Origin of the sequence: Vibrio chagasii (genome assembly GCF_002954585.1) — a bacterium.
Taxonomy (GTDB): domain Bacteria; phylum Pseudomonadota; class Gammaproteobacteria; order Enterobacterales; family Vibrionaceae; genus Vibrio; species Vibrio chagasii_A.
The window spans coordinates 253,012-269,599 of sequence record NZ_MSCI01000001.1; the positions used below are offsets into that span (position 1 = coordinate 253,012).

Here is a 16,588-nt window from a genome sequence, read left to right on the forward strand (position 1 = left end):
TCAGACTAACGGTTTTCGAAGCGGTTGTAGTCCAATAGGCCAAACTCTATCGGTTGGTCTTGTTGATACCAACGATGCACTCGGTCACTGAATGGCCAGAACTCACTAGAGCTGCGTCGGATAGCAAACTTATCGAGTAGCGCTACGTAATCTTCTTCAGTCTGTAAGTTTTGTAGAGACTTCACGAGAGTTGGAATTTCCTTCTCTGTCAGTGATAGATAAGCGGCTGGATAACTGCCTACAATGCCTCGGACGAGCGTTAAGTCGTCATTAGCGTAATCTCGGTTACCTTCTTCGTTAAACAAGCTAGAAATGTTGCTGTGAGCGTTATTGTGAATCATGGTGAACAGTTGTTCTTCACCGTTTTCACCCTCAATCATGATCATCACGAGTTGAGGCACATGGCGTAGGCCTTCACCTTTCACCAAGCTCACCTGTTTAAGCAGTGCTTCATTTTTACGGCTAAAGCCAGTATCAACGATCTCATAACGGTCATTGAGTATCGGACTCAACTTATCTTTCAGCTTATCGAGCAGCTCGCGTTTTGGATCGGCCGTTTTGTACACCACGCTAGTTGGCTGATCAAAAGGTGCGATATTACGTTGCAAGAAATCGCTCAACTGGACGCTTTGATTTTGGTACCAGCTTGAGTGCTCAAGGTGTCGTACATCTTTTGGTAACAGTGTTAAGAAGTTACTTTCACCTTCAAGACGTAAGAAGTCCATAAACATACGAGTGATAAGTTGGTGGCCAAAGTTTCCGTAAACATCGAAGCCAGCAACAAGTAGGTAGTGAATTCTTTCTAAAAGTGCATAGTCCAGAATCCACGCGGTTTTTGGTTGAGGACCAACTAAGCCCTGTACCACCGATGCACTGTCAAAGTGACGGAAAACAGTAAGGGCAGCGTTCGGGTTAGTACCATTGCCATCCCAGATAATGTCTGTCGTTAAGTTCTCACCGTTCTTAAACCACTTGTTAGCAAAGTCTGATTTCCCTTCCAGGTAGCGTGCTTGCTGTTTTGAATATCTAACCCAGTTCGTTGCAGGAACCGTGTTACTTTCAAGTTCACTTGGAAGCTTAAGATTGTCACGTTGGCTTGCATAAAAGGCGTTGATCTCTGGAAGATCGGCTTTGTCTGGATCGATAAAGAATACCCAAAATCGGTCGTTAATCACGTTTAATGCCAACTGACCACGACACACAGGGCCTTTGATGTAAGCCATGATGGTGTTCTGAGCGTTATCGAGCATAAACTTAAAGCGAGAGTTTACTGGCAAAGCTTCAAACGAGGTCATTGGGTTCGCGGCAATATCAATATCGTAGCTTGGCAGCTTATCTACGGTGTAATCGGCATCAAAGAACCAAGTGTTCCAGTTTTGCAGGCGTTCTTCATTGAGGGCGAAAGGCATGTGTGTCTTATCGACAATTGTGCCTTGCTCAGGGATAAGGCGGTAGTACACGCGTGGTACTTTTGGAGCGTCATAAGGGCGACGAGTGGTGATACGCTTAACCGGTTCGCCAGGAGGTGTTGCTGAGCGAACAATAGAGAAAAAGCGTGTTGGTTGTCCTAACTCAGAAAAGTAAACGTGCGACAAGAACAGGTGCTCATAGATATAACGTGCTGAAAGTTGGCTCTTTCTTGAGCTCTTGTTGAGGAACTTTTCGTAAGTATTAACTAGCTCTTGCTCAGCTTCACTTAGCGGAATATGTTCGTTCATCAAAGCGCCATTTTCTAGCCAGCTCATTAGAGTCGCGTATTCTGTCTTGTCTAAGTTAGGCATCCCATAAGGCATACCCCACGTAGGATAATCTCTCTCATATTGAGCGTACTCTTCGATAGTTGGACACTGCTGGTCACGATCGATTGAAAAGTCGAAGCCTTCTAGCTGTGCTTGATCTGGAAGTGGGTGATTCTCTTTCTGTATCAACATACGAGAAACTAGCCCGGCATCTAAGTTAGCGGTCGAATTCTGCATACGTTCGTTGAGTACAGGGTGGAAGTCTGCATCGCGCCACTCTTGTGTGGTTAACGCATCTTCAAACAAGCGCGTGGGAGCCGATGCTGTTAAACGCGTACCTTGATAAACCAGTGCTTTACTGGCACCTCGGTCGATACCCTCCACAGAAGACATTTTCAGTTGGCAGGGTGCATCATAGCAGGCGTGACAAACCACACATCGGTTATCAATGATCGGTTTAACTTCGTTGAGAAAGTGTTGCGATTGAGCTGAAAGGATAGGAGTTTGGCGATCACGAACTTGTTGTTCGCCAAACAGCTCATCAAAGTTTAGACCCGCATACACGGCACAACCTGAGAACACGCTGACAAGAGACAAAATGAAGAGTTTTTTCAAATTCATACGTACTTAGATATTTGGCATTTGTTCTAATTATATCGAAAATGATTGAAAATGCTCATGTTCTGACAATTTTGTAGACAAGAACTCTATAGGGTTGAGTGATTCGCTAGGCTTGGCTGCGGGCATAAAGCTCAGTATTTAGGTCTACTGGTTAACGTAACAAACAGAGAAGGGGACTGAGAGGCGCTCGAATTCCTTTATCCAACGCCATTGGTTATCTTGTAATTTGTCTCCAGGGCCTTTGACTTCTATCCAGTGAAATTGGTGATCTTTAAAAGCGATCAAGTCAGGCATTCCGGTTCTAAACAGTTTTAGGTCACTCAATATGACTTTGAAGAGATCGATCAGCAATGCTCGTGGCACTGAGTGGATGCTGCGTTCGATGAGTGCTTTAGGGAAGTGATTCCAATGCACAAACGGATTAGCAATGCCAAGCTTTTCATCATAGATATCGAGCAAGTGATCAATGCCTTGGTTCGAGATGGTTTGGATTACAGCATTGATTTGCAATTCACGCTTTTGTTGAAAGTCTGAATGATAGAGATCCAATGGTCGATATTGGTAGCGGTTGATAAACGCACCCTCTACATCTGAGAAAATTACATCCCAAAACGCCAAGCCGAATAATCCACACAGAAAGCTGTTCTCTGAAAAGTAGACTTCCCAACCTTGAGCTTCAAAATGTTGCTTAACGGCAAGCTCAACTCTGGTTTGGCTTAGGTCTAATTCTAATCTCATTTGTTCGCAAATTGGTTTTGAAGTGCGTGGAACCTTTTGTCCCTGCTTGCGTAGCAACCTCTGTTCAAGCTTAACGGCGACTTCCAGTTCTGATACGTCAGATGGATTTGCTTGCATATCCGTGACGGTGTCACTCATTAGGTCTAGCTCATCTTGCTTGTCGTAGATGCGAGCAAGCCGCTCTCTGCTCGGTGGAAGTGATGATTGTTTAAACCAATGAACTGCTTTTTCGTTCTGATTGAGCCGTTCTAGATCACGAGCAATGTCATTGATCAGGCGTGAGCGCTTTCTCGCGATGGTGCGATGTTCTGATTCGCACGGCAAGGATTGCAAAAGGTGCTCAAGAACGTCGCAGTCCTTACGGTCGCCTTCATAATATTGGCGTTGAACGTCGCGCATTGAGAGCAGTTGGCTGAGCTGCTCTCTGGAGTTGAAGAAGCGACGCTGCTTACTCAATGGGTAGTTTTCAAAGGTGTTGAGGCCAAGGTCGCTTAATACGAACTGACTGAGATCTTGGTATGTATTGGCGAAGAAGAGTAGCAGTAATACATCGATAACTTCAGCTTCATTAACATGGATACAGTCAAATGTTAACGCTTCATAATTATCAAAAGGTTGTTGAGTCAGCAGTCCTAATAGCATGTCTTTTTTAGCCGACTTACTGCTTCTGAGGGTAAGGAATACGTTGACTAGCTCAGGCTTGGTGAGCAAGTGTAAGCCCAACTCATGCTCTGTGATGACAAGGTTGTGCGAAGCTTTAGGATTACTCAGCGCAATAAAGCCTGATGTACTTAGTTCTTGCAGCGCATCGGAGAGATTGGGTATTTCAACGTAGTCGAGTTTATCACTGCGAAACCAGCACCCCTTACGAGACAGCAAACGAACCATTAAACACTGGCTAGGTGTAGAAAGGCGCTTGTAACTTTGTAGCCAACGAGTTTCATCGGCGCTCAGCAAGTCAGGGTAGTGCATTTGAGCGTGTTCAATCAGTCGATTGAAGTTGTCGAGATAGTAAGTTGGGTGCAGTTGAGGAGTGGATTCTAATGTCACTTGATACGTCGCTTCATACAAAAAGAGCCTAACCCTAAGGTTAAGCTCTTTCTTTTCAAATTCAATCTTTTATCAGATTAAGCTTGCGATGCTTTTAGCTCAGCCGCTTTCGCTTCAGACATTGGCTTAGTGATGATTGCTAGAACAATACATACTGCCATCATTGCTGCAGAAATAGTGTAAGCAAGGCCGTAGCTGCCGCCGTTAGTCATCGAGTAACCAACAACCGCTGTACCGATTGCACCACCGATACCCCATGCCGTGTAAAGCACGCCGTAGTTAGTACCGTAGTTTTTAAGACCGTAGAATTCAGCTGTAAGCGTTGGGAATACTGCTAGTAGAGTACCGTAACCAACCGCTGCAACCGCTGTACCAATGATTAGCGTGAACTCAGTGTTAAACGTAGCGAATAGCGCCATGTTTGCACCTTGCAGAATGAACGCAAGTAGAAGAGTACGAACGCCACCGATTTTGTCAGCAAGCATACCAGCAGCAACACGACCGCCTGAGTTAAATACAGCAAGGATAGAAGCAAGGTAAACCGCGTTCGGTAGGTTTGCTTGTGCGCTTGCGATACTTGTGATGTTACCGATGATCATTAGACCAACAGAAGCTGCGAAGGCGTACATGATCCATAGAGAGTAGAACTGAGGAGTCTTCAGCATTACTTTCCAAGATAGGTCTTCGCTCTTCTTAACCGCTTTTGGAGCTTGGCCAGCTTTTACTTTTGGTTCAGCTGGAGAGTAACCCGCTGGTGGGTTGTTGATTGTTGCTGCTAGAGGTACAGCGATTGCGAGTACACCAACACCAAGAATCTTAAAGCTTGTTTGGATGCCCATGCTCTCGATAAGAGCAGCAGTAACTGGAGCAAGGTAAATTGCCGCTAGACCGAAGCCTGCTGCGATAAGACCGTTAACCATACCTTTCTTAGAAGGGTGGAACCACTTCATTGCAGAAGGAGAAAGACATGCGTAACCGAAGCCGATACCCGCACCAGCCATAACACCAAATGTGATGTTTAGCATTAGTGGAGAAGTCGCAAAGCCTGATGCGATCATGCCAAGGCCAGTAAGAGCTGTACCAAGAATTAGGATCTTACGTGGACCCATGCGGTCTTGTAGGATACCAGCAACAAGAAGACAGATAGAGAATGTGATTGTTGCAGTCGCGTATGGTGCTGATGCTTCAGCTGCAGACCAGCCTTCACCTTGTAGGGCTTTGTTAAATACACTCCAAGCATACAGGATGCCAAGACAAAGGTTGATACAGAAGCCTGCTAGCAGGATACGTGTAGCTTTATCAATCTTGCTCATTTTTATTCTCAGTTTTGTCTTTGGTCTAGTGAGAGCCACAGGACTAAAGACGGGTTATTGTGATTGTTTCTTCAAAATTAGTTTGCGTTTATCAACAGGTAGCGCAAAAGAGCGCGGATTATAACCAATAAAAATGTGATTGGAATCTCTTTTTCCACTTTTATCAAAATTAAACTTGAGTTGTTAAAGAACTGTTTTTTATGCGTGTTGCAGTTGTTGTTAACACCTTTCTTTTTTGTACACTTTGCTGGTTTAGGCTCCAGTATTCATGCTTTTACCCAATATCTTCCTGCTAGTGCCCCTACAAACCGTGCTGTCATCACATCATTGCAATTAATTTTAAATTATTTCTGTGGTTAATTTTGTGTAACAAAATAAATCAAATTAGACATTAATCGCCACAACCCCAGAGGGGACATAGTTTGTTGAATTTATGAATGTTAAATGATTGTTAATGCGGTGCTTTGTGTTTCTTGTTGGTTACAATTTGTTCGTTTTTTTGGCTTGTTTTGTCCGTAAAAAGTGGGAAAATAGACCGCAAACTGAGATTTCAAATTTGAAAGGATGCGTTTCTAGTCTACTAAGAGGCAAGTGTTATGAAACTATTTTTAATTCTACTGATGTCGATTACCGGTGGTGTAGCAGCCGCTGATCATATTCATTCTTTCTTATTCGGTTTCTACATTGCAGCACTTGCAGTGGGAAGTTGCTACTGGCTTGCATTCCGCAGCACACGTTTCCCTCAGTTAGCTCTAGTGCTTCTACTATGTGGCTTCTTTGCTAAAATCGCAGTAACAGTGGTAGGCGTGTCTTGGGGTATCTCTAACGATATTATCCAGTCACCATTCATCTTCTCATTGTCTTACCTATTCTTCTTAGTGGTAGTGTCTTACGTGTGGTTTTCTTACCGCGATAAGCTGACACTAAAGAAACGTGAGAAACAGATTGAAGAGTCTCGCAAGCAAGCTGCAGCATAGTTAAAAACAGATTTTCAAAAGCCTTCTTCGGAAGGCTTTTTTGATCCTGCGAGATTTGATTTGGCCGCAGATAAAAGAAACCCCAGTATGGAGACATACTGGGGTTTCTTGTTATCGAGCCTGAAATGAAGAGCGTTTTACTTTTTCATCATCTTCGCTAGGTCAGCAAACGGGTTATGTGTTGCAGTTTGGTGGTCATCTAAACGCGCTGTGGCATCGACGCCGTAGCGTTCGTGGTCTGTGTATTTAGAATGTTCGTGATCGTGACAGTAAAGGCACAATAGTTCCCAATTACTGCCGTCTTCAGGGTTATTCGTGTGGTCATGGTCGACGTGGTGAACAGTCAGCTCTCTTAGGTTCGAGTAAACAAACTCACGTGCGCACTTACCACAAACCCAAGGGTAAAGTTTGAGTGCTTTCTCACGGTAACCTTGCTCTTGGCGAGCGTATGCCGCGCTTGAGCCATTGTAATCTGAAGACATTGCCAAATTCCTATTTGTTGTAATCAGTCGATATTATCACAGCTTTATTGAAGCTCTAGAGGTGTTGTCACTAAATGATACTTTGCTTTAACCAACATCAATTTTACGCTGGGCTGGTTTGTGAACGCTAAGACAAAGGGGGCTGTATGTTGGATATGTCTTTCTGGAATAAGGCATGCTTAACAGTTTGAAAAGAAAACGCATTGAGGGGTTTTAACCAAGTAAATGTGACCTAATATCTGTTGGTAAGACCCTATACTAATAAGGAAATATCATGTCAGAACAATACACACCACCTAAAGTGTGGGTTAACGATGCTGCCGGTGGTAACAAGTGGGCAAATATTAATAGCCCTGAGTCTGGCGCTCGATTCGACAAAGATCTGGCTGTTGGTGAACATGCTCTGCAACTCTACTCTCTTGGCACACCGAATGGCCAGAAAGTGACGATCATGCTTGAAGAGCTACTAGCCGCCGGTGTGAAAGAAGCTGAATATGATGCGTACTTGATCAACATTGGAGAGTCGGATCAATTCTCTTCTGGTTTTGTTGGTGTAAACCCTAACTCGAAAATTCCTGCTTTGGTCGATAAATCTGGTAATGAAGACGTGAACGTTTTTGAATCGGCTTCCATCCTAGTTCATTTGGCTGAAAAGTTTGGTTACTTCTTACCGAAAGAGGGCGCTGCTCGTATTCAAACGTTTAACTGGCTATTCTGGGCACAAGGCTCAGCCCCATTCCTAGGCGGCGGCTTTGGCCACTTCTACGCTTACGCAGATGAAAAGCAAGAGTACCCAATTAACCGTTTCGCGATGGAAGCTAAGCGCCAGCTAGACGTACTGGATAAGCAGCTAGCAAACAGTACCTTTGTCGCTGGAGAAGAGCTGACTATCGCCGATATGGCGATTTGGCCTTGGTATGGCAATCTGGTACTCGGCAATCTTTATGATGCTGCTGAGTTCTTACAAGTGGAGTCTTACACCAATGTCGTTCGTTGGGCGAAGTTGCTAGAAGCGCGTGAAGGCTTCCAGCGTGGTCGTATTATTAACCGCTCATGGGGCGAAGAGTGGGAGCAAGTACCAGAGCGCCACTCGGCTGAAGACATTGATAACGTGCTGAAACTAAAGCCTTAGTTTTTATTTAAGGTAGATAAAAGCGCCACATATTCTTTTGGAATGTGGTGCTTTTTTGATCCTGTATTTAATCAATATGAGTCTAATCATTACAAATTCGTAAAGGTGATTTAATTTAAATTGGGATTATCATTAATTTTGTTATAAATATAATACGCTCCATCAGAAAGATTTTGCCTTTAGGCTTGGTGGGTAAGCGAATGTTGAAACAGAAAGAAAAGATTGTTGTGGTTGGCGGCGGCGCTGCTGGCCTTGAATTGGTTACGCGCTTAGGTCGTGATAAACGTTATGATGTGACACTTGTTGAGCCATCGTCACACCACTACTGGAAACCGCGCTTACACGAAATTGCAGCGGGGACATTCGACGAAGAACTCGACGCTGTCAGCTACTTCCAGCATGCATCTTGTAATGGTTACACCTATGTTCAAGCCTCAATGAGCGGCTTAGAGCGTGCTAATAAAGTGATCAAGCTGAATCATTTTAGCGGTACGACACAAGAACTAGAATACGACTACCTTGTTATTGCGGTCGGCGCCATTAGCAATGACTTTAAAACAGAAGGTGTGAGTGAACACTGTCTATTCCTTGATTCAGCAGGGCAAGCACAGAAAGCTTGGCAGGAGATCAACCCTCTACTGAGAGCAAGCAGTCAGCGCAAAATTTCAATTGTTGGCGCAGGTGCAACGGGCGTTGAACTGGCGGCAGAGCTAGCCAAAGTGAGCGCCAAGCTACAGCGCTATCGTCAGGAAGGCAGCCTTGAAATCACTTTGATTGAAGCGGCTTATCGTGTGTTGCCTGCTGGGCCTGAATGCATGTCGAAACGAGTTCATGAAGCTTTGGTAAAACACGGTATCAACGTTAGAACTGGTACTCGAATTCAAAGAGCCGAAGAGACAAAATTAGTCACTTCAGAAGGTGAGATTATTTCAGCAGATCTGCAAGTGTGGGCTGCTGGTATTAAATGTGCTGATTGGCTAAGTGAATTAGACGGTTTAGAGACAAATCGAATCAATCAATTAGTGGTAGATCAGACACTAAGAACAACCAATGACAACGATATCTTTGTGATTGGCGACAGTGCAGAGTGTCCACAACCGGATGGTTCGTTTGTTCCACCAAGAGCTCAAGCTGCTAACCAAGCCGCGGGTCACTTGGCTCAGCAGTTCAAGCGTTTAGCGAAAGGTAAGGCGTTACAACCCTTTGTGTTCCACGATGGAGGCATGTTGGTAGCGGTTGGGCATGACTATGCAGTCGGCGCGCTCATGAATGATAGAGTACTTTTGCGTGGTCGATTTGTACGAAACCTTTACGACACTATTTTCCGTTTACATCAAAGAGTGTTGTTTAGTTGGGGACGTGTGACAGCATTGGTTGTACTAAAAAGACTGAAATGCGCGCTAAACCCATACAGTAAAAAGATCTAACGTAGATAGGTTCGAGGCTTACCCTCAGATTGATAAGTAAATGAGCGCCATACATAAGATTATGTATGGCGCTTTTCTTTTGTGCATTCTTTTGTGCAAAAGGCAGCCTACAACTGCGATACCGCGTAAAATCGTGAGTGCTGATTTGGTTGGCTTATAATATTTAGCTTTAGCTATTGAATGCGGTTTAGGTATAAACTTGCGACATCATAATTCTAAAGGATGGTGCCATGTACCACGGTCATGTTTATTTCCCTCTGCGATTTGCAGAGCAAGCAGAAACACTGCGTCAAAAGATTCTATCTGAGCGTAAAGACGTATTAGAGGTTTTTCCTTTAGTACAACGTTTAGTTGGTCCACATAAAATGCCGATGTTTGAGATTCATTTTGCTAACAAAGAGTCGGGTATCGTGGAATGGCTTGAGCAAGAGCGTGGTGATATGTCAGTGCTTATTCACCCTGTAACCGGTGGTGAAGAAACATTAGACCATACAGTACGAGCGATCTGGCTGGGTCGTGAGCTAGGTGTATTTGAAGACACACTAAGTAGCTAATTTAGTTTTCGCCCGACAGTGTGTACCTAATAAACAATACGTTTGTACTAAACATAAGCGAATCAATGTTTTCTGCTGTCGGGTGAGTTATCCCTTTTCTTATTTCGATAAATTCCACTTTTCTGTCCTAACCTCCCTCTAACTAATGTAATTTAGCTCGTCGCTTATAGGGTTTGCTCCCCTTGAATTGCATGTGATTTCCCAATACAGCAATCTGGGACACTTTTTCCCATGCCGAATTGGTAATACTGACGCCATATTCATTTATGGGCTCAATAATGCTATTCAAACATCCCATCTCTCTGCTAACGATTATTCGGCTTAACCCATTAAAGGTCGCTGCGACTTGGTTAATGGTTTTAGCTGAAAACGTGATGCTTATTCTGCTGCCGCTGTTTATTGGTTACGCCATCGATGGCGTGTTAACCCAAAGCTTCCAGCCTTTGATGATGCTGGCACTGATTCTCTTTGTGTTGGTCATTCTCAGCGTGGTTCGCCGTTTCTACGATACCCGTGTTTATGGGGCGATTCGTGTCAAACTGGCGAATATTGTGGAGCGAAACCTGCGTGGCTTATCTGTATCAACCAAAGACGCTCGTCTCACCATGTCGCGTGAGCTGGTTGATTTCTTAGAAGACGATTTACCTGCTCTGATGACGGCAGTGGTACAGCTTGTTGCGACTGTGGTGATTCTCTCCACATTCCATTTCTCATTGGCGCTTTGCATGTTGTTTGCTGGGTTTTCGATGCTCGCGATCTATGGTTTGTTCCACCGAACCTTCACGCGGCTTAACGGCCAATTTAACGATCAAGTCGAACAGCAGGTTCAACTGTTGAGCGGTGTTCGTTTGTCTGCGCTTCGTTGGCACTTTGAGCGACTAAAACAGTGTGAAATCAAGCTTTCAGATACCGAGGCGATTGTTTACGGACTGATATTCACCGTGCTGTTTGGCGCAGTCGTGGGCAATTTGTGGATGGTTAGCCAGCTAATTCAGCCTACTGCAGGACAAGTGTTCTCTATCGTTACCTATTCACTGGAGTTTGTTGAAACCGCAGTGATGCTACCAATTACGCTGCAAACCCTCTCTCGTCTTACTGAAATCAGTCAGCGACTCAATCCTACCTCTGTCCAACAGGCTACCAAGGAGATGCCTTATGAAGTTTAAAAAGCCACTTTCGGTATTAGTCGGTTGTGCGGCTATCTTTGCTGCCTTGATTGTTGTCGACGAATTGGAACCTGAGGCAGCGGAACCTGTGAAGAAACAAGCAGTATTGGCACCGGTTTCTGTATTGGAGGTGACACCTTCGCAGCACGAATCGACGTTAACGGTACTAGGCTTAACCGCTGCTCGTTGGCCAATTCAACTTAAAGCGTCGAGTAGTGCGCAACTTAAGTGGCTGAATGAAAACATTGAACCGGGACAGCTAGTGACTAAGGGCGATGTGTTGGCGAGGTTAGATACCAGCGCCGTTGATGCGAACTTGGCGCAAGCGTTGAGTGCGTTAAAGCAAGCGGAGCTGGAATTGAAACAGGCTAAGCATGAACAAACCGTCGCGCTCAAGATGCTCAACCCAAAAACAAGTTCGTCCTTTGCGCGCAGAGAACCCCAAGTATATGCTGCAAAGGCCAACTTGCAACAAGCCAAACAAGCTTACGTAAGTGCGAAGAAGCTAGTAGAAGAGTCAGTGATCACGGCGCCTTTTGATGCGGTCGTCATGAAACGCCACATTAGCCCAAGAGAGTGGGTAGAGGCGGGGCAAGTGACCTTTGAGTTAGCCGCCAGTGATTCGATTGATATCGAGCTTCCAATCTCTGAATTGCATTGGCAACAAGTACAGGCTGCCTTGGTTAAGCCGAGCATTCGCGTCGTAAGTCGTTCTGGGAATCAATGGCCGGCGAAGGTGCGCTATGTGTCACCAGAAGTGGATTCGGTGACTCGTCAAAGACAAGTCGTGCTGTCGGTTGAAAATCCTTACCAAGATAAACCTAGGCTTTTCCCTAATCAGCAGGTTCAAGCAGTGGTTAACTTCGGTCTACAAGAGGACGTCGTAAGCCTACCTTTGAGTGCGATGACGCGAGATGGCTACGTCTGGACATTAGATACAGAAGATCGCCTACGAAAAGAGTCGGTAACGCTTATTGGGCAAGGCAGCCAAGAGCTTGATATTCGCTTCAATGATCGCAGTGATAAGCCTCGCCGTGTGGTGCAGTATCCACTTTCTTCCATGCTTATCGGCAAACAAGTCGCGCCTAGGTTCAATGGAATCCATTCTGAAGCCATGCTCGCGGGTAAATCTGATGCCGCACAGATTAAGGAAGCAAACCAATGAGTTGGATGACAAAATGGTTCATTAATAACCCAATCGCTGCCAATTTGTTGATGATGGCGATTGTTATCAGCGGTGTGTTGGCGTTTGGTCAGTTGCGTGTCGAGTCGTTCCCGCAAATTGCACCATCCTCAATCAGTATTACTGTGGCTTATCCTGGCGGTACTGCACAACAAATTGATGAGAGCGTGACGCAACGAATCGAAGAGTCGATCAGCGGCACTGCAGGTATCAAACAGATCACCAGCCAATCGAGTGCAGGAATGTCACGAGTCGTGGTACGTAAAACCAGTAGTACAGATTTAGACAAGCTGTTGGATGACATTCGTAACCAAGTAAACGCCATCAACGGCTTTCCCGTGCAAGCAGAAAGACCGCAAGTGGTGCGTAATGAATTTACCAACTTAGCCGCGTTTGTGGTGGTGTCAGGTCCAAGAACCGATGACGAGCTGCAACCTATCGCTAAGCAGCTTGAACAAGCGCTGAAGAAGAACCCTCAAATTTCCAAGGTCTCAAACTGGGGAACTCGAACGCCTCAGTTGGTGATTGAGCCAGACCCTGATCAACTCAAAGCATTAGGGCTGAGCTTGGAAGATCTTGCAGCTTTAGTTGAGCAGCGTTCGCTAGAATCCCGCAGTGGTGAGCTTATCAGTGACAAAGGCCGAATGATAATTCGTGGTGACGGTTACGCCGATGATTTGCAGAAGCTAAACCAGCTGGTTGTGATTTCGGGAAGTAACGGAAAAATACACTTGGGAGACATGGCCAAGCTAAGCCGTGGTTACCAATACAGCGGCTCTATCGTGCGTAACAACGGCTCCAATGCGATTGCTTTATTGGTCAGCACGAGCCAAACCGACAATCTGCTTAAAGTCAGCGAAGCGATCAGTGAAACTCTGGATGCGCAACGTGCGATTCTGCCTTCGGATATTGACCTGAATACCATGGCTGATATGGCGCCTTACATTGAAGAGCAGCTGTTTCGTTTGAGCGAAAACGCATGGCAAGGCTTACTAATTGTATTGATTTTGCTTGGGATATTTCTTGAAATCAGGCTCGCGTTTTGGGTCGCGATGGGGATTCCGATTGCGCTTACAGGAACGCTAGCTGCAATGCAGCTTTTTAACTACAGCATCAACGACATCACCTTGTTTGGCTTTATCTTGGTACTCGGTGTGTTGGTGGATGATGCCGTAGTTGTGGGTGAAGCGATACATGAAAAACGGACGGGAAATCCTAGTCATTCCGGTACTTCAAAGCTAAACGGCTCCTCTAATATAAACGGAAAGACAGCCGCTTGGCAGGGCGTACATTCTGTGTCAGTGGCAACTGCATTTGGTGTGTTGACGACCATTGCTGCATTTTCTCCAATGCTCTGGATTAACAATGAGTTAGCTAAAGTGCTTGCTGGGTTTTCGGCCGTGGTGATCTTCGCTTTGATCTTCTCGCTGATTGAAAGCAAATTTATCCTACCGTCGCACTTGGCTCAGCTTTCAGTGAAAAAGCCCTCTACCAGTATTTTCGCCAAGGTTCAGAATGCGGCTCAAGGTGGCTTGCAGTGGTTCAATCTCAACATCTATAAGCCAGTATTGGAGTTTGCACTTGGCTACAAAGTGGCATCTTTGCTTGGGTTTGTGGCGGTCATCTCATTGGCTTATGGCATGTGGTCAAATGGAGCGATTCGAAGTGCGCTGTTCCCTGAAATTCCGGGGCGTTACATCACAGCAGTGATTGAGCTGGAAGATGGCGCGCCGTTGCCACTACAGCGCCAAGCTTTGTTGCAAGTAGAGCAAGCGATGGCTCAGGTTGAGAAAGGCTTAATGGAAGGTTATCCATTACAAGAGAAGCCCGTCGTAAACCTGCTCGCGTGGTCAGATGGTTATGGGGAAATTGAAGTCACTGCCGAACTTACCAATGAATCTTTAAGCTTATTGCCGGGTAACTTACTGCTGAAGCGATGGCGAGAAAGCACTGGGCAAATTGAAGGAGCTTACTCGGTGAAATTCAGTGCGGCAGAGGAGCCAGCTGGTGGCACATTCTTAACGATCTCTTCCAGCGACCGTGAATTGGCGTCTCGTGTCAGTGAGCAGCTAGCAGATACTCTAGCGTCGTTAAAAGGTGTTTCTGATGTCTACGATGATGGTCAGGATGGTTTACCACAAGTTCGCTTGGTGCTGAATCAATATGGTCAGCAGCTTGGCTTAACGCAAGCCACATTAGCCCAACTTGCAGGCGAAGCATTTGGCGAAAGGGAGGTTCATCGTCTTTTAGAAAACGGACAAGAGACCAAGGTACTACTGCAATACCCAAGAGATGAGCGCAGAACCTTAGCTCAGTTACAGCAAGCCATTGTCATGTTGCCGAACGGTGGCAGCGTAATGATGGGTGATATTGCTGAGTTCCGTCACGAGCAAGAGCCACAAGTGGTTTATCGCCGTGACCGAGAGCAAGTGATTAACCTTTATTGGAAGCAAAACCGTGACCTGCAATCACCAGAGAAAACACGTGAGCAACTTGAAGATACGATTGAGTCTCTACACCTACAATATCCAAGCGTCACCATCAAAGCGGGTGGTGAGTTTGAAGAGATAGGGGAAGTGTCGGATGGCTTTAAATCCGCAATGATTCTGACTCTGCTGATGATCTACATTTTGTTGGCGGTGCCTTTGAAGTCTTACTGGCAACCGATGTTTATTATGGCTGTCATCCCGTTTGGATTCGCAGGTGCGATTTTTGGTCATTACTTGATGGACTTGCCGATCAGCATTCTTTCAATGTTCGGAATGATGGCCATGACGGGAATCGTGATTAACGACTCATTGGTGCTGATCACGCGTTTTAACGCTGAATACCGCCAAGGCGTGCCACTTCAGAAGGCGTTAGTAATTGCGGGCACCAGCCGATTGAGAGCGATCTTCTTAACCACGATTACCACTGTGTGTGGCTTGTTGCCGTTACTAAGTGAAACGGCAGAACAAGCACAATACTTAAAGCCAGCGGCAGTGTCCTTGGTATTTGGTGAACTGTTCGCCACTGCGGTAACGCTGATTCTGATACCTGTGTTGCTTGGTTTGTTTTGCCGAAAAGCGCCTCAAGTTGAAGATCTAATTGAAAAAGAACCGGTTGAACAAGAACCACATGTACAGACACAGCTCACTTTGGAGCGCTCATGATTGATTTTATAAAGGACAAATACGATAGTGAAGCCAAGCGATCGAATCCAATTAAGTCGACAGAGACAAGAGCTTCTATGCCTGAGAACAAAGACCGTATGATGCAACAGAGTAAACCTGACTATCAATCAGTGCCTGGCTTTAAGCTGGTGCCTGAGATTGCGTTGGTTGAGTCTTTGCCTGAGCACCTTCAAAAACGCTTTAGCCATGCGCTTAATTTAATGCATGAAGAGTGGGGTGAGCGTCGTACTTGGGAAGAAATAGCAACTGAGAGTGCGATCTCGCCATACCATTTTCATCGTCAGTTTACTGAGCTGTTTAATGAAACGCCGGGGCAATACCTAAGCCGCGTTCGATTACAAATCGCAGTGGGCTTGCTGATCAATGATGAGCCATGGAGCGTTATTGAGATAGCTCAGTATTGTGGGTTTTCGTCGTCACAATCGTTAGGCAAGGCGCTCAAGCGTGAGCTGGGCGTGACGGCAAAGCACATTAGAGAAATGGGTTACAACGCGACCCCAAAAGAGACTGCTGATTTTATCCAGAGGTTGGCTCATCCTGGCGTGCAGTCTTCCATCGAAAAAGAGTTGGTTAAGTCGATGCCGACAGAGTTGGTTTGGTATCCAGAGCGCGGTATGCAGAAGCTCAAACTAGATGATCCAGACTGGGATACTGCGTTTGAAATGTATGGTCTGAAATCAACACAACTCATGGGCACAACACCAATTAAGCAGATGAGAAACAAGTGGGACGACATAGACGCTGAAATCGGTAACTGGCAAGTGGCTAAAGAGCGTTACGATATGATCATTCCAGAAGGATACTACTTGTGCAGCGATGTGTATCTGGTTTCCGATGTCGCCTACAGCACGGCTTTAGAAGCGCTGTTTAACGCGGTTAAGCAACAAGGTTTGCAGTTAGACGTGAATGGCTATTTAGTGGAGATGATTCGCCATATAGATGATGACGATGTAGAAGGAGTGACTTTCTCTTTCCAGTTGCCCATTTTAACGACCCAAGACAGCGAATAACAAAAAGGCTCCTCATATGAGGA

At 45.5% G+C, this 16,588-nt stretch carries 12 protein-coding genes; 8 read left to right on the forward strand and 4 right to left on the reverse strand.

Annotated elements, in window-relative coordinates; translation table 11 throughout:
- Nucleotides 1-5: 5 nt before the first annotated feature.
- The 3 genes from BTO10_RS01235 to BTO10_RS01245 all read right to left on the reverse strand — a co-directional run bounded on the left by BTO10_RS01235 (nucleotide 6) and on the right by BTO10_RS01245 (nucleotide 5,461).
- On the reverse strand, nucleotides 6-2,360 hold the full coding sequence (locus BTO10_RS01235) for a fatty acid cis/trans isomerase (protein WP_105023274.1): 2,355 nt from the start codon (nucleotides 2,358-2,360) through the stop codon (nucleotides 6-8).
- 144 nt (nucleotides 2,361-2,504) lie between these two features.
- Nucleotides 2,505-4,169 carry a VRR-NUC domain-containing protein gene (locus BTO10_RS01240; RefSeq protein WP_105023275.1) on the reverse strand — a complete coding sequence of 555 codons (1,665 nt, stop codon included), beginning with the start codon at nucleotides 4,167-4,169 and terminating at the stop codon, nucleotides 2,505-2,507.
- Nucleotides 4,170-4,225: 56 nt separating this feature from the next.
- On the reverse strand, nucleotides 4,226-5,461 hold the full coding sequence (locus BTO10_RS01245) for an L-lactate MFS transporter (protein ID WP_105023276.1): 1,236 nt from the start codon (nucleotides 5,459-5,461) through the stop codon (nucleotides 4,226-4,228).
- 596 nt (nucleotides 5,462-6,057) lie between these two features.
- On the opposite strand from BTO10_RS01245, the gene BTO10_RS01250 reads away from it, so the two are divergent.
- Nucleotides 6,058-6,438 carry an NADH:ubiquinone oxidoreductase gene (locus BTO10_RS01250; RefSeq protein ID WP_105023277.1) on the forward strand — a complete coding sequence of 127 codons (381 nt, stop codon included), beginning with the start codon at nucleotides 6,058-6,060 and terminating at the stop codon, nucleotides 6,436-6,438.
- Between the two features lie 137 nt (nucleotides 6,439-6,575).
- Here BTO10_RS01250 and BTO10_RS01255 read toward each other — a convergent pair whose 3' ends face one another.
- Entirely contained in the window at nucleotides 6,576-6,920 is a 345-nt protein-coding gene (locus BTO10_RS01255; RefSeq protein WP_004740276.1) for a YajD family HNH nuclease, read from the reverse strand.
- A gap of 274 nt (nucleotides 6,921-7,194) precedes the next feature.
- Here BTO10_RS01255 and yghU point away from each other — a divergent pair, with 274 nt between their 5' ends.
- From yghU to BTO10_RS01290, 7 genes are all read left to right on the forward strand, one after another.
- Nucleotides 7,195-8,052 carry a glutathione-dependent disulfide-bond oxidoreductase gene (yghU, locus tag BTO10_RS01260; protein WP_105023278.1) on the forward strand — a complete coding sequence of 286 codons (858 nt, stop codon included), beginning with the start codon at nucleotides 7,195-7,197 and terminating at the stop codon, nucleotides 8,050-8,052.
- 200 nt (nucleotides 8,053-8,252) lie between these two features.
- Nucleotides 8,253-9,479 carry an NAD(P)/FAD-dependent oxidoreductase gene (locus BTO10_RS01265; RefSeq protein ID WP_105023279.1) on the forward strand — a complete coding sequence of 409 codons (1,227 nt, stop codon included), beginning with the start codon at nucleotides 8,253-8,255 and terminating at the stop codon, nucleotides 9,477-9,479.
- Nucleotides 9,480-9,709: 230 nt separating this feature from the next.
- Nucleotides 9,710-10,033, forward strand: coding sequence for a DOPA 4,5-dioxygenase family protein (locus tag BTO10_RS01270; RefSeq protein WP_004740273.1), 324 nt, complete (start codon nucleotides 9,710-9,712; stop codon nucleotides 10,031-10,033).
- A gap of 278 nt (nucleotides 10,034-10,311) precedes the next feature.
- Nucleotides 10,312-11,199, forward strand: a complete 888-nt coding sequence (locus tag BTO10_RS01275) for an ABC transporter six-transmembrane domain-containing protein (protein WP_105023280.1) — start codon at nucleotides 10,312-10,314, stop codon at nucleotides 11,197-11,199.
- Nucleotides 11,189-12,364, forward strand: a complete 1,176-nt coding sequence (locus BTO10_RS01280; RefSeq protein ID WP_105023281.1) for an efflux RND transporter periplasmic adaptor subunit — start codon at nucleotides 11,189-11,191, stop codon at nucleotides 12,362-12,364. The genes BTO10_RS01275 and BTO10_RS01280 overlap by 11 nt, the downstream gene beginning before the upstream one ends.
- Entirely contained in the window at nucleotides 12,361-15,534 is a 3,174-nt protein-coding gene (locus tag BTO10_RS01285) for an efflux RND transporter permease subunit (RefSeq protein ID WP_105023282.1), read from the forward strand. Before BTO10_RS01280 ends, BTO10_RS01285 begins: the two co-directional genes overlap by 4 nt.
- On the forward strand, nucleotides 15,531-16,565 hold the full coding sequence (locus tag BTO10_RS01290; RefSeq protein WP_105023283.1) for a helix-turn-helix transcriptional regulator: 1,035 nt from the start codon (nucleotides 15,531-15,533) through the stop codon (nucleotides 16,563-16,565). Before BTO10_RS01285 ends, BTO10_RS01290 begins: the two co-directional genes overlap by 4 nt.
- Nucleotides 16,566-16,588 lie beyond the last annotated feature (23 nt).